Source organism: Streptomyces sp. NPDC002276 (assembly GCF_053891435.1).
Genome location: NZ_JBSFCQ010000019.1, coordinates 77,157 through 89,701, shown reverse-complemented (window position 1 = coordinate 89,701; position 12,545 = coordinate 77,157). Strand labels below are relative to the sequence as shown.

Here is a 12,545-nt window from a genome sequence, read left to right as displayed (position 1 = left end):
CCACCTTCCCCGGAACCGGTGGCCACCCGCGAGACGTTTTCCCTTGTGCCCGGTACCGTCGGGCTTCGCGATCCACCGACCCCCAGCAGGGAGCCCGCCCCCATGACCGCCACCACCACCCGCCCGAGCGACCGGCGGATCAGTCCCGTCTTCCTCGGGATCCTGGCCGTCACGGCGGTGACCGGCTGGGCCACCTGGAGCGGGTTCGCCGAGAAGCCGGGCATCGCCGTGTTCCTGTTCGTGACGGCCGCCTGGATCGTCTCCCTGTGTCTGCACGAGTACGCGCACGCGCGCACCGCGCTGCACAGCGGTGACATCTCGATCGGCGGGAAGGGCTATCTGACCCTCAACCCGCTGAAGTACACGCACGCGCTGCTCAGCATCGTGCTCCCGGTGATCTTCGTCATCATGGGCGGCATCGGTCTGCCCGGTGGCGCGGTGTTCATCGAACGCAACCGCATTCACGGCCGTTGGAAGCACAGCCTGATCTCGGCGGCGGGCCCGCTGACGAACGTCCTGTTCGCGGCGGTCTGCACGGCCCCGTTCTGGCTGCACGCCCTCGACGGGGTACCGGCCGACTTCCAGTACGCGCTGGCCTTCCTGGCCCTGCTCCAGGTGACCGCCGCGATCCTGAACTTCCTGCCGGTGCCGGGCCTGGACGGCTACGGCGTGATCGAGCCCTGGCTGTCGAACGACGTCAAGCGCCAGGTGGAGCCGTTCGCGCCGTTCGGCCTGCTGTTCGTGTTCGCGCTGCTGTGGGTGCCGTCGATCAACCGGGAGTTCTTCGACATGATCGACGCGGTCCTGCGGGGCCTTGGCGTCAGCAACTGGGAGACGTCGAACGGCTACAGCCTGTACCAGTTCTGGCGCTAGGAAAGGTCTCAGGCCGCGCGGCCGCGCTTCAGGTAGTACCAGCACATGTTGGACGAGAGACCGGCCAGCAGGACCCACACGATGCCGATCAAGCTGCCCTCCACGAAGGAGACGACCGCGGCCGCCACGGCGAGCAGGCAGACGACGAGGGCGTAGAGGGCGAGGCGGGGCATGGGATCGGCTCCTGTCGGCAGAACAGATGGGGACACTGGCGGGTCGGTCGCCACCAGTGTCCCCCACCCGCTCAGACGTCCGTGACGCGCAGTCCCGCGTGGGCCTTGTAGCGGCGGTTGACGGAGATCAGGTTCGCGACCAGGGACTCCACCTGGTGGGCGTTGCGCAGCCGCCCGGCGAAGACACCGCGCATGCCGGGGATACGGCCGGCCAGCGCCTGCACGATCTCGACGTCGGCGCGCTCCTCGCCGAGCACCATCACATCCGTGTCGATCTCGGCGATCTCCGTGTCCATCAGCAGGACGGCCGACAGGTGGTGGAAGGCGGCGGCGACCCGGGAGTCGGGCAGCAGGGCGGCGGCCTGTTGGGCGGCGCTGCCCTCCTCCGGCTTCAGCGCGTAGGCGCCCTGCTTGTCGAAGCCGAGCGGGTTGACGCAGTCGACGACGAGCTTCCCGGCCAGTTCCTCGCGCAGCGACTCCAGGGTCTTGCCGTGGCCGTCCCAGGGCACGGCGACGATCACGACGTCGCTGCGGCGCGCGGTCTCCGCGTTGTCGGCGCCCTCGACCCCGTGGCCGAGTTCCTCGGCGGCGGCCTGCGCGCGGTCGGCGGCGCGGGAACCGATGATCACCTTCTGGCCGGCCTTGGCGAGCCGGTAGGCGAGGCCCTTGCCCTGCGGCCCGGTCCCGCCGAGCACGCCGACGACCAGTCCGGAGACGTCGGGAAGGTCCCACGGGTCCTTGGCGGGGGCCTTCGCCGGGGGCGTCGCGGGGGTCTGTGCAGCACTGTCGGTAGAGGTCATGGGCCGACTTTACGTCCGCCCCGGCGCACGTACCGGCTCAGGTGAGGTCCGTCACGGCACCGTTCGGCTCAGCCGAGGTCCGCCACCGGCACCCGGCGGAACGTGATCGTCTCGTACGCCCCGAAGTCCCCGGTCTCGTAGAGGAGTCCGAGCGTGTCGTCGTCGACGCGGACGAGGTCGGAGTAGGCGGCCGGCAGGCCGTCGACCGTGTACACCGGGCGCCAGGTGGTGCCACCGTCGGCGGAGGCGCGCAGGGTCATCAGGGCGCGGGCGGCCGGGTCACCGGGGCCGGAGTACAACAGCAGGTCGGGGTCGCGGAGTTGGAGGACGCTGCCCTCGCAGACGGGGGCGGCGAGGCCGGCCTGCGGGCGGAAGGGCTTGACGAGGGTCTTCCCGCCGTCCTCGGAGTGGGCGTCGGCGCGGTTGCCGGGGGACGTCGAGTCGTTGCGGGTGTTGAAGTAGACGCGCCCGTCCGGGAGTTCGGCGGCGGTGGTCTCGTTGCAGTTGATGTAGCCGTCGGTGTTCTCGTCGACGTAGCCGAGGTACCAGGTCTCGCCGCGGTCGTCGCTGAGCAGGCAGTGGCCGCTGTTGTACTTGGGCTCGTTGCCGACGTCGGTGCCGGTGGGCGGGACGGTGTGGTTGCCGGGGACGACCACGCGGCCGGTGCTCAGCTGGATCGCGTGCCCGGGGGTGGTGGCGTACCAGCGCCACTCGGGCTTCTTCACCTGCCCGGTGATCTCCTTGGGGGTGGACCAGGTGACCCCGTCGTCGTCGCTGTACCGCACCCACACCCGCCGCCCGTCGGCCGCCTTCACCTTGCCGCGCAGGATGGCGTCCTCGCTCGCGGCGGCGGCCGAGCGGACATGGACGAGCAGGATGCGGCCGGTGTCCAGGACGACGGGGGCCGGGTTGCCCGCGAGGTCGGCGCCGTTGTCGGCGGCGACGGTCAACGGGCCCCAGGTGCGCCCGCCGTCGGTGGAGCGGCGCAGGACGATGTCGATGTGGCCGTAGTCGCTCGCGGAGGCGATCCGGCCCTCGCAGAACGCGAGGAGGGTACCGGCGCGGGAGACCACGACCGCCGGGATCCGGTAACTCGCGTAGCCCCCTTGCCCCGCGCTGAACGGAACGGTGACTTCCGCGGTGTCCGTCATGAGGTGGCTCCTTGCGCGACGTGACGTGACCGACGTGACATGACGTGCGGTCGATGAGCCCGCACCATCCCCAAGTTGGGCGAATTCGTGGTGAACTCCACGTCACGAGTGGCCGGTTGCGGCAGGATGCGCGGACATGGACGCCGTACGGGTCGCGCTGCTTCGTGAAGTGCTCGCCGGGACCGAGTGGTTGGGGGCCACCCGTCGGTTCGCGGGGGTGCTGCGCGGGTCCGTGGTGACGCACGGGGGCGGACTGCTGCTGGTGGGCACGCCCGCGTACGAGCCGTGGCATCTCGCGGCCCATCTGGTCGACGAGGCCGCCTGGTCGGGCACACCGGAACTGGCCCCGACGCTCGTACGGCACGACGCGCGCCCCTCCGACCCGGCCCATCTGGCCGTCGGACTCGGCCGGATCGAGGCGGCCCGGCGCGGCGAGACGCTGCTCGTGGTGTCGCCGGAGGGGCCGGGTGATCCGCTCCTTGAACGGGTGCACGACGCGCGCCGGGCCGGCGCGACCGTCCTCTCCCTCGGCTCCGGGAACAGCGAACTGGCGTCCCTGGCCCACGAGTCACTCACCGTCCCCGAGGGCACCGACCTCGATCTCGACACCATGCAGCATCTGGTGAGCGCGGCGGCCGGGGAGAACGTGCTGCCCGCGGCGCGGGGACGGCGGCGGTTCCGGGACCGACTCTCCCGCCTCACCGACCAGTTGACGGCACCGCCACCCGCCCGCTGGTAGGCACAAAAGCAGTTGCCCGCGGCGACTCCCCCGCCCAACGATGCTCTGTTGTGACCGCCTCCGGCCTGCGTGCCCTCCTCCCCGACCTCTCCCCCTGGCACGCCTCCGCCGACTTCCGCAGGCTCTGGCTCGCGGGCCTGATCTCGAACTTCGGGAACTTCCTGACGTTCGTCGCGCTCCCGGTGCAGATGAAGGAACTCACCGGCTCCGCCGCGGCGGTGGGCGCGATCGGGGCCGTAGAACTCGTGCCGTTGATCGTGTTCGGGCTCTACGGCGGTGCGCTCGCCGACGCGTGGGACAAGCGGAAGCTGATCGTGTGGACCGAGGTCGGGCTCGGTGTGCTGTGCGGGGCGCTGCTGTTCAACTCGCTGCTGTCGAAGCCCGCCGTGTGGCCGTTGTACGTGATCGCGGCACTGACCTCCGTCCTCGGTTCGGTGCAGCGGCCCGCGCTGGACTCGCTGTGGCCGCGGATCGTGGCCCACGAACACATGACGGCCGCGTCCGCGCTCAACTCCCTGCGCTGGACGGTCGGCGGGGTCATGGGACCGGCGCTGGCGGGTGTGGTGGTGGCGTTCGCGGGCCTGCCCTACGCGTACGCGGCGGACGTGCTGACGTTCGTCGTGTCCGTGGTCCTGATCTTCCGCATCGCCGCCTCCCCCGGGGCTCATGAGGCGCGGAAGCCGTCCCTGCGGTCGATCGCGGAGGGCGCCCGGTACGCGTGGAGCCGCAAGGAACTCCTCGGAACGTACGCGATCGACCTCGCGGCGATGTTCTTCGCGATGCCGCTGGCGGTGCTGCCGTTCCTCGCGGACGACCTGCACGCGGAGTGGGCGCTCGGGTTGATGTACTCGGCGGTCCCGGCCGGTGCCCTGCTGGTGAGCGTGACCAGCGGCTGGACCTCGCGGATCCACCGGCACGGGCGGATGGTGGTGCTGGCCGCCGCGCTGTGGGGCGCGGCGATCGCGTGCGCGGGTGCCGTGGCCAACGTATGGCTGGTGCTGCTGTTCCTCACCCTCGCGGGCGGCTGCGACATGGTCAGCGGTGTCTTCCGCGGAGTGATGTGGAACCAGACGATCCCGGACGAGCTGCGCGGCAGGCTCGCCGGGATCGAGCTGCTGTCCTACTCGGTGGGCCCGCAGCTGGGGCAGGTCAGGTCTGGTGGCATGGCCGCGCTGTCCGGGGTGCGGACCTCGGTGTGGGCGGGCGGGCTGATGTGCGTGGGCGCGGTGGGGCTGCTGGCGGCGGGACTGCCGAAGCTGATGTCGTACGACGCGAGGACGGACGAGCACGCGCTGCGGCTGAAGGAACAGCGCGCGGCCACGGCCGCCACGGCCGAGGTCTGATCAGTCGTCCTCCGCGCTCCCCTTCGTGGCGTCGTGCCACTTGGGGTCGTTCTCCCACTCCAGGTTGCGCTCGCGGGCCGTCTCCATCGCGTGCTCGGCCTCCGCGCGGGTGGCGTACGGCCCGAAGCGGTCCTTGGCGGGGCACTCCGGCCCCTCCTCGACCTTCTTGTGTTCGAGGCAGTAGTACCACTCGCCGGGCTTCCCGACGGTGCGCTTCTTGAACAGGGCCATGAACGGCTCCTTTCACCACGATCAATGTTCCCCCATGTCCGCTGGTTAGACTCGCTGACATGTCTGGCCAGTCGCTGCTCGTACCAGGGGAGCTCTCTCCCACCCGTTCCGTGCCCGGAAACATCCGTCGCCCCGAGTACGTCGGCAAGCCCGCGCCGACCCCGTACACGGGGCCGGAGGTGCAGACCCCCGAGACGATCGAGGCGATGCGGATCGCCGGGCGGATCGCCGCGCGGGCGATGGCGGAGGCCGCGAAGGTCATCTCGCCAGGGGTGACCACCGACGAACTCGACCGCGTGGCGCACGAGTACATGTGCGACCACGGCGCCTATCCGTCGACGCTCGGCTACCGCGGCTTCCCCAAGTCCCTGTGCACCTCCCTCAACGAGGTGATCTGCCACGGCATTCCGGACTCCACGGTGCTGCGCGACGGCGACATCATCAACCTCGACGTGACGGCGTACATCGGCGGGGTGCACGGCGACAACAACGCGACGTACCTGGTCGGCGACGTCGACGAGGAGAGCCGCCTGCTGGTCGAGCGCACCCGCGAGTCCCTGGACCGCGCGATCAAGGCGGTCAAGCCTGGCCGCCAGATCAACATCATCGGCCGGGTCATCGAGTCGTACGCCAAGCGCTTCGGATACGGCGTAGTCCGGGACTTCACCGGCCACGGCATCAACTCGTCCTTCCACTCCGGCCTGATCGTCCCGCACTACGACAGCCCGCACGCCACGACGGTCATCCAGCCCGGGATGACGTTCACGATCGAGCCGATGCTGACGCTGGGGACGTACGAGTACGACATGTGGGACGACGGGTGGACGGTCGTCACGAAGGACCGGAAGCGGACGGCACAGTTCGAGCACACGCTGGTGGTGACGGAGACGGGGGTGGAGGTGCTCACGCTGCCGTAGCGGTGGTGACGCCCTGCACGCGCGGTCCTTCCTCGTAGTCGGCGACGGCCTTCACCTGGACTGGTTGGTGAACTTCGTGGTCGACGCTCGATGGGCTCGACACGGAAGGTCAGGCGGAGAGCTGCGCGAGCAGTTCCTCGGTGGTGAGGACGGCGTGTGCGTAGGTCGGCCCGTTGACGGCGTGGGCGGTGTGCATCGCCTCCGCGCTGAAGGCGGCGGTGGCGTCCTTGACCAGGGTGACGTGGTACCCGAGTTCCATGCCGAAGCGGCCGGTCGCCTCGATGCAGGTGTTGGCGACGAGCCCGATGAGGACGATGCGGCGCACGCCGTGCTGTTTGAGCCGCAGGTCGAGGTCGGTGTTGGCGAAGCCGCTGGATCCCCAGTGCTCGTGGGCCACGACATCGCCCGGCTGGGGCTGGAAGTCGTCGTGGAACGTTCCGCCCCAGCTGCCTTTGGCGAATGCCTCCGCCTTCGCCGTGGCGAGCTGATAGGGCGTGGGGAAGTCGAAGGAGACGTAGTCGCCGGGCTCCCAGCGGTTGTGCGGGACGAAGAAGATCTTCAGTCCCTGGTCCCGGGCGGTCGAGATCACCTGCCGCAGGTGATCCAGGAGCCCCACTTCCTCGGCGATCGCCTTGACGCGGGGCCAGAGTTTCCCGCCCTCGCTGAGGAAGTCGTTGTAGGGGTCGACCAGCAGGATGGCGGTGGTCGAGGCGTTGTTACCCATATCGATTCGTTCTCCTGTCCCGCCGATTCGTTCTCCTGTCCCGCCGTCATCCGCCGCGCTTGGCGACGGCCTGCCTGGCTCCGTACCAGAGCACCCGCGGATTGTCGCGGTCCCCGTGCAGCTCCAGCATCGCGGCGACGATGTCCGCCACGGTCTCCCGCTCGTCCACGATGCGGCTGAAGTCGCGCAGGTACTGCCGGCTCTGCTCGATGGTCGCGGGGGTGTCGGGCGCACCGACCCGCTTGTGGCCGGAGACCACCGTGGTGGGGTTCAGCGCGGCGATGGCGTCGAGGTTGGCGATCCAGGCGGCGCGGGAGTCGGCGTCGGTCTCGGCCGTCATCATGTGGACCTGGTTGTAGACCACGTCGCCTGCCACGACCGCGCCGATCGACGGGGCGTACACGATCGCGGAGTGTTCGGTGTCTCCCTGGCCGACGTCGATGACCTGGAGTTCGTGGCCGTCGAGTTCGACGCCGCCGCCCTCCAACAGGCTTGGAAGCACCGGGCTTTCCGGGATCTCACCGGGGAAGCAGGTGTGCCAGTACGCCCGCAGGCCCTCGTCCGTCGACTCGAAGCGGGCGCGGTCCAGCACCTTGGCCGTCGCCAGGCCCCGGGCGTCCGGGAAACGTTCGAGCAGCCGGGCCAGCCCGATCCAGTGGTCGGAGTGTCCGTGGGTGATCAGGATCGAGGTGACGCGCTTGCCGTGGCTCTCGGCCCAGTCGGCCAACGCGTCCACCTGGTCGTAGGTGATGAGCGTGTCGACCAGCACCGCGTCCTCCGCTCCGGCGATGAGGGTGCTGCTCATCGGCGACCAGAGGGGCTGATCACCCGCTCCTTGCGACGAGGCGCCGACGAACGGTCGCATGGGCGCCACGTGGACGTCGATGCCGAGATCGGACGGGGAAGTCATGACGGACTCCTTCGGATGTGACGTATGCCGGTCGGGGCGGGCGTCAGGCCTTGCCGAGCAGTGCCCGGACATGCTGGACGATCTCCTCGTTGGTGTAGGCGTGGCCTGCGATGCCCCAGCCGCCGGGAACGGCCTCGGTCAGGGAGACCCAGGTGCGCTCCTCCAGGGACGGATCCCCGGCGGCCTCGGCGACCAGGGCGGTGAAGTCCTTGACCAGCCCGAGCTGTTGTTCGCGGTCGAGTGCGCCGGCGTTGGTGGTGACGTGCACACGCACATGGCTGCTGTCGCCGCCGGCGGTCGAGAAGGAGTCCGGTGTCAACTCATGGACGAACGCTGCGGTGTTGTCGCTGAAGAAGGGGATCTCGGGCACCTTCTCCCATCGCATGATCGTCCGGGCCAGTTCCTGGGCGAGGGTGTGCTTGTCGCTGAACGTGCCTGCGGGGGCGTACACGTCGATCATCGGCATGACGAGTTCCTCTGGGATCTGTCGGCGACGCCATCAAGATGATGACCGTCATCCACTTCGATGAGGATGACAGATATCATCTTGTTGAGCAACGCGTCACCGGCAACCGGAGGTTTCATCGTGGGTACGTCCCAAACGGCCAAGGCGGAGACCCATGACCGCATCCTCGACATCGCCGCGGCACGGATCCGCCGCGACGGTGTCGCCGGTCTCGCCGTCGCCGAGATCATGAAGGAGGCCGGACTGACCCACGGCGGCTTCTACCGGCACTTCGCCTCACGGGAGCAACTCGTCGCGGAGGCGGCGCAGCGGGCACTGAGCCGGGGCAGCGAGTGGACGGTCGCCTCCGGCGAACTCGGCGGCCGACGGGGATACGCCAAGCTCGTCGACGGCTACCTCAGCACCTGGCACCGGGACCACCCGGAGTCGGGCTGCGGCGTGGCCGGTGTCGCCGCGGACGTCTCCCGCGACGACGGCCCAGCTCGCGCCGGCTACACGCGACAGGTCAAGGAGGTCCTCGCCGTGCTGACCGACCTCATCGACGCCCCGGCCCCCCGGACCGGCGAACGCGAAGCGATGCTCACGCTCAGCGCCCTGGTCGGCGCGATCTCCATCGCCCGGGCCGTGGACGACCCCGACCTGTCCGAGCAGATCATGTCCGACGTCGCGACCGCACTGCGCGAACGGACCCGAACCGACGACAAGGACACTTCAAGCCCCAGATGACCATGCCCACCTGCGGGTCCACGGGTCCCTCTTGTACGCTTTTACCGACAGGGTGTCGGCAACCTGTTGACTTAGGTAAGGCTTGCCTTAGAGGATAGGGCTCATGGACTCCTTCTCGACAGTCATCCGCACCGCGTCCCACGAACAGCACGTGGAGGCCGAGACCTCAACCTTCATGAGCGATCTGCTCGGCGGCCGACTGGGCGTGGACGCGTACGCCCGCTACACCGAGCAACTGTGGTTCGTGTACGAGGCGTTGGAGACCGGTGCCGAGCGGCTGACGGCGGATCCGGTGACCGGACCGTTCATCCAGGGCGAGTTGTTCCGACTGCCCGCGCTGGAGCGGGACCTGGCGCATCTGCGGGGTACGGACTGGCGGTCGGGGCTGACGGCACTCCCCGCGACCCAGGCCTACGCGGACCGGGTGCGCGAGTGCGCGGAGTCATGGCCGGCCGGTTACATCGCCCACCACTACACGCGCTACCTCGGCGACCTCTCCGGCGGCCAGATCATCCGCGACAAGGCGGAGCGGACATGGGGGTTCGCGCGGCGGGGAGACGGCGTGCGGTTCTACGTCTTCGAGGAGATCGGCAACCCGGCGGCGTTCAAGCGGGGGTACCGCGAACTCCTGGACGGCATCCAGGTCGACGATCTGGAGAAGCAGCGGGTGGTGGCGGAGTGCAAGCGGGCGTTCGCGCTCAACACCGGGGTGTTCCGGGCGTTGGGCGAGGAGTTTCCGCTGAGCGCGTGACGGGTCCGTCCGTCACAGGAAGCGCAGTCGCTCCATCGCCGTACGCACGTCATCGACCCAGCGGGCGTGGGCGGGGACCTGTTGAAGCGCCGCCACTTGGCAGTCGACCAGCGGCAGCAGAACCCACTCACCACGGAGCCCCTCGGTGAGAGGCGCGATGCTCAAGTACCTAAGCGCCATGGGCGTATCCCACCGGGTCCAGGTACTGGCGGGCTTCCATACCAGGAGCTGTTCGACGCCGCGCGCACGTCCGCGCTCTCTCCTGTGGAATCCCTCGCCGTCATCTGACACAGGGCCAAGGAGTACCGGGCATGAACACCGCACGCCACAGCACGCCGGACCTGTCGGGCGCGGGGTGGCGGTGCAGCAGCTACAGCGGTGGCAACAACGAGTGCGTCGAACTCGCCCTCAACATCCCCGCCTTCGCCCCCGTCCGCGACAGCAAGAACCCCACCGGGCCGGCCATACCCTTCGGCCGCGCCGCCTGGCGTGCCTTCGTCGCGCAGGTCAAGTAACGCTGTTCCCAAGGGCGTTCAGCGTTCCAGGAACACCCGCCCCCCGACCTCCACCCAACCCCCTGGCTGTGGAGCCGTAAGCAGCTGCGACCCCGCGCCCTGCGTGATGTTGAGGGCGCGGCCCAACTGGTCCGTCAGCAACAGCGCTGCCGCGCCCGTCGCCTCGTCCTCGTGGATGCCGTCGTCTCGGCCGGGGAAGGCGCGGGCGCGGATGCGGCCCGCTGCCTCGTCCTCCCAGGCCCAGGCGTAGATCCACTCGCCGGGCGGGGGGACGGGGAGGGCGTCGACCTCGGTGGCGGTGGCGTACTGGCGCAGGGTGCGGGGCGGGGCCCACTCCGGGAGGGCCTCGATCCAGCTGAACTCGCCGTCCAGGCGAGCGCCAACTACCCCTGCTGGCGTGACCAGTTCGGGTATGTCCAGGAGCCAGGCCGAGCCGACGCAGGGGTGGCCGGCGAAGGGCAGGCGGGTGGTCGGGGTGTAGATGTCGATGACTCCGCGCTCAGGGTCGTCGACGAACACCGTCTCGCTGAAGCCGAGTTTCCCGGCGAACAGCTGTCGTTCGTCCGGGTCCGGCATGACGGAACCCTCGCGGACGACGCCGAGTTCGTTGCCGTATCCGCCACTTGGGCCGCAGAAGACACGCAGTACGTCGTAGTCGGTCACGAGGGAATTGAAGCACCCGCCAGGGCGGTCCCGTACATCGGCACGGGACCGCCCCGGCTCGGCCCTACGCCTCCGTACGCCGCCTGCGCATCGCGAGCACCACGCCCGCGCCCGCCGCCACCGTCACCGCGGCTGCCGCGCCCAGTGCCGTCGCCGGGATGCCGGAGCCCGTCGAGGCGAGGGAGCCGGTCGCGCCGCCTGTCGTGGAGCCCGTGACGCCGCCCGAAGTCGAGCCCGTCGTACCGGAGTTGCCGGAGGAGCCGGAAGAGCCCGTGCCGCTCGTCGACGTCGGGTCGTCCGAAGGGAGCGTGGCGTCCGCGGTGAGGGCCACCGACAGGTCGAGGGGGTCGAGGGTCGCGCCGGTCTCGTAGAAGCCGCCGAAGGCCTTCGCGCCTGCCGCGGTCAGGGTGGTGGTGACGTCGTCGAGGGTGATGACGTCGTCCTTCGCGGTGAGGTCGGTCGAGGTCGACTTCAGGTCGGCCAGGACCACGTCCTCGGACTTCTCGCCCAGGCTCGTCACGTCCGCCGTCAGTTTGCCGGAGCCGCCGTCGAGAGTCGCCTTGAGGTCGGTGAAGGTGAGGTCGAGGCCGTAAGTGCCGTTGTCCTCATGGCCCTTGAAGTTCACCGCACCCTCGAAGGCGGCGGAGAGGGTGTCGGCGTCCGTGTCGTAGCTGCCGGTCGCGCCGGTGAAGGTGAAGACGCCGTTGGCGGTCGCCTGAGCCGCGCCGTTCGACGTGGTGATCTTGCCGTTGGCGACGCCGCCCACGACGTAGGAGCGGAAGGACTCCTTGACGCCCCAGGTGAGGGTGCCGTCCGCGATGTCGCCCTTGGTGGCGGCCGGTTCGGAGGCGGTGTCCGAGGGGCTCGCGGTGTCGGAGGGTGTGGTGGACGGGGTCGTACTCGGGGTGGCCGTCTTGGTGGGGGTGGGGGACGGGGACGGGGACGCCGACTCCGTCGACGAGTTGGACGGGGTCGGGGACGTAGTCGACACCGGCTTGACCGCCGACAGCGGGTCGCCGGCCGCGTTGGCGTACGACGGGCTGCCGAGGAAGTCGGCCGCCGCGCTGGTCAGCGTGGTGGCCAGGTTCGTCAGGTCGGCGCTGGTGGGCGCGGCGACCGTGGCGAGCGTCACGTCCTGCTGCTTGGCGCCGCCGTTGGAGACCAGGTCGGCGGTGAGGGTGCCCGCCGCGCTGTCGTACTGGAAGTCCGACATCTCCCGCACGAATCCGTGCGCCGTCGACTTGGCGGTGACCGTGCCCTTGAAGGTGAGGTGCAAGGTGTGGCCTGTGGTGTCGTAGGTGCCCGTGCCGTCGGTGAAGGTGAAGGCGCCGTTCTCGGTGGCCTGCGAGGCGCCGTCCGTCGCGGTGAAGGAGCCCGCGGCGGCGCCGATCACGTAGCCGCGGTACGACTGCTTGATGCCCCAGGTCAACTCGTAGCCGCTGAGCGGGACTTCGGCCGCCGACGCGGTGGTCGTGGCGAGCGCGGTGGCGCCGAGCGCGGCGGCGGTCGCGACAGCCGCGGCGAGGGCGAAGGACGGGCGAGGTCGTCTGACGGGCATGTCCG

General features: G+C 69.8%; 17 protein-coding genes. 7 read left to right on the top strand and 10 right to left on the bottom strand.

What is annotated here, in order from left to right; all coding sequences use genetic code 11:
• Positions 1-102: 102 nt before the first annotated feature.
• Positions 103-873, top strand: coding sequence for a site-2 protease family protein (locus ACWIHT_RS37290; protein ID WP_456172875.1), 771 nt, complete (start codon positions 103-105; stop codon positions 871-873).
• 8 nt (positions 874-881) lie between these two features.
• On the opposite strand, the gene ACWIHT_RS37285 is transcribed toward ACWIHT_RS37290, so the two are convergent.
• The 3 genes from ACWIHT_RS37285 to ACWIHT_RS37275 all read right to left on the bottom strand — a co-directional run bounded on the left by ACWIHT_RS37285 (position 882) and on the right by ACWIHT_RS37275 (position 2,997).
• On the bottom strand, positions 882-1,046 hold the full coding sequence (locus ACWIHT_RS37285) for a hypothetical protein (protein ID WP_456172873.1): 165 nt from the start codon (positions 1,044-1,046) through the stop codon (positions 882-884).
• 71 nt (positions 1,047-1,117) lie between these two features.
• Complete coding sequence (gene npdG / locus ACWIHT_RS37280; RefSeq protein ID WP_456172871.1) at positions 1,118-1,846, bottom strand: NADPH-dependent F420 reductase; 729 nt, start codon at positions 1,844-1,846, stop codon at positions 1,118-1,120.
• Between the two features lie 68 nt (positions 1,847-1,914).
• Positions 1,915-2,997 carry a sialidase family protein gene (locus tag ACWIHT_RS37275; RefSeq protein ID WP_456172870.1) on the bottom strand — a complete coding sequence of 361 codons (1,083 nt, stop codon included), beginning with the start codon at positions 2,995-2,997 and terminating at the stop codon, positions 1,915-1,917.
• 136 nt (positions 2,998-3,133) lie between these two features.
• Between ACWIHT_RS37275 and ACWIHT_RS37270 the strand changes: the two genes are divergently transcribed.
• Complete coding sequence (locus ACWIHT_RS37270) at positions 3,134-3,736, top strand: hypothetical protein (RefSeq protein ID WP_456172868.1); 603 nt, start codon at positions 3,134-3,136, stop codon at positions 3,734-3,736.
• Positions 3,737-3,786: 50 nt separating this feature from the next.
• Entirely contained in the window at positions 3,787-5,079 is a 1,293-nt protein-coding gene (locus ACWIHT_RS37265; RefSeq protein WP_456172867.1) for an MFS transporter, read from the top strand.
• Here the strand turns inward: ACWIHT_RS37265 and ACWIHT_RS37260 are convergent, their stop codons facing one another.
• Positions 5,080-5,310 (bottom strand): hypothetical protein, encoded by a 231-nt coding sequence (locus tag ACWIHT_RS37260; RefSeq protein WP_043686978.1) that lies wholly within the window; start codon positions 5,308-5,310, stop codon positions 5,080-5,082.
• 59 nt (positions 5,311-5,369) lie between these two features.
• Here ACWIHT_RS37260 and map point away from each other — a divergent pair, with 59 nt between their 5' ends.
• On the top strand, positions 5,370-6,227 hold the full coding sequence (map, locus tag ACWIHT_RS37255; protein ID WP_201050608.1) for a type I methionyl aminopeptidase: 858 nt from the start codon (positions 5,370-5,372) through the stop codon (positions 6,225-6,227).
• 109 nt (positions 6,228-6,336) lie between these two features.
• On the opposite strand, the gene ACWIHT_RS37250 is transcribed toward map, so the two are convergent.
• The 3 genes from ACWIHT_RS37250 to ACWIHT_RS37240 are packed head-to-tail and all read right to left on the bottom strand — an operon-like array spanning position 6,337 to position 8,327.
• Positions 6,337-6,951 carry an isochorismatase family cysteine hydrolase gene (locus tag ACWIHT_RS37250; protein ID WP_456172865.1) on the bottom strand — a complete coding sequence of 205 codons (615 nt, stop codon included), beginning with the start codon at positions 6,949-6,951 and terminating at the stop codon, positions 6,337-6,339.
• A 46-nt stretch (positions 6,952-6,997) separates the two neighbouring features.
• On the bottom strand, positions 6,998-7,861 hold the full coding sequence (locus ACWIHT_RS37245) for an MBL fold metallo-hydrolase (protein WP_456172863.1): 864 nt from the start codon (positions 7,859-7,861) through the stop codon (positions 6,998-7,000).
• 43 nt (positions 7,862-7,904) lie between these two features.
• Positions 7,905-8,327 (bottom strand): tautomerase family protein, encoded by a 423-nt coding sequence (locus ACWIHT_RS37240; protein WP_456172862.1) that lies wholly within the window; start codon positions 8,325-8,327, stop codon positions 7,905-7,907.
• Between the two features lie 120 nt (positions 8,328-8,447).
• Between ACWIHT_RS37240 and ACWIHT_RS37235 the strand changes: the two genes are divergently transcribed.
• Both ACWIHT_RS37235 and ACWIHT_RS37230 read left to right on the top strand, forming a co-directional pair.
• On the top strand, positions 8,448-9,053 hold the full coding sequence (locus ACWIHT_RS37235; protein WP_456172860.1) for a TetR/AcrR family transcriptional regulator: 606 nt from the start codon (positions 8,448-8,450) through the stop codon (positions 9,051-9,053).
• A 103-nt stretch (positions 9,054-9,156) separates the two neighbouring features.
• Positions 9,157-9,804: a biliverdin-producing heme oxygenase gene (locus ACWIHT_RS37230; protein WP_456172859.1), complete on the top strand. Its 648-nt coding sequence runs from the start codon at positions 9,157-9,159 to the stop codon at positions 9,802-9,804.
• Positions 9,805-9,816: 12 nt separating this feature from the next.
• On the opposite strand, the gene ACWIHT_RS37225 is transcribed toward ACWIHT_RS37230, so the two are convergent.
• A complete protein-coding gene (locus ACWIHT_RS37225) occupies positions 9,817-9,969 on the bottom strand; it encodes a hypothetical protein (RefSeq protein ID WP_456172857.1) in 153 nt (50 codons plus the stop codon).
• A gap of 146 nt (positions 9,970-10,115) precedes the next feature.
• Between ACWIHT_RS37225 and ACWIHT_RS37220 the strand changes: the two genes are divergently transcribed.
• A complete protein-coding gene (locus ACWIHT_RS37220) occupies positions 10,116-10,319 on the top strand; it encodes a DUF397 domain-containing protein (protein WP_456172856.1) in 204 nt (67 codons plus the stop codon).
• An 18-nt stretch (positions 10,320-10,337) separates the two neighbouring features.
• Here the strand turns inward: ACWIHT_RS37220 and ACWIHT_RS37215 are convergent, their stop codons facing one another.
• Positions 10,338-10,982, bottom strand: a complete 645-nt coding sequence (locus ACWIHT_RS37215; protein WP_456172854.1) for a PhzF family phenazine biosynthesis protein — start codon at positions 10,980-10,982, stop codon at positions 10,338-10,340.
• Between the two features lie 64 nt (positions 10,983-11,046).
• A complete protein-coding gene (locus ACWIHT_RS37210) occupies positions 11,047-12,540 on the bottom strand; it encodes an HtaA domain-containing protein (protein ID WP_456172852.1) in 1,494 nt (497 codons plus the stop codon).
• Positions 12,541-12,545: the final 5 nt, after the last annotated feature.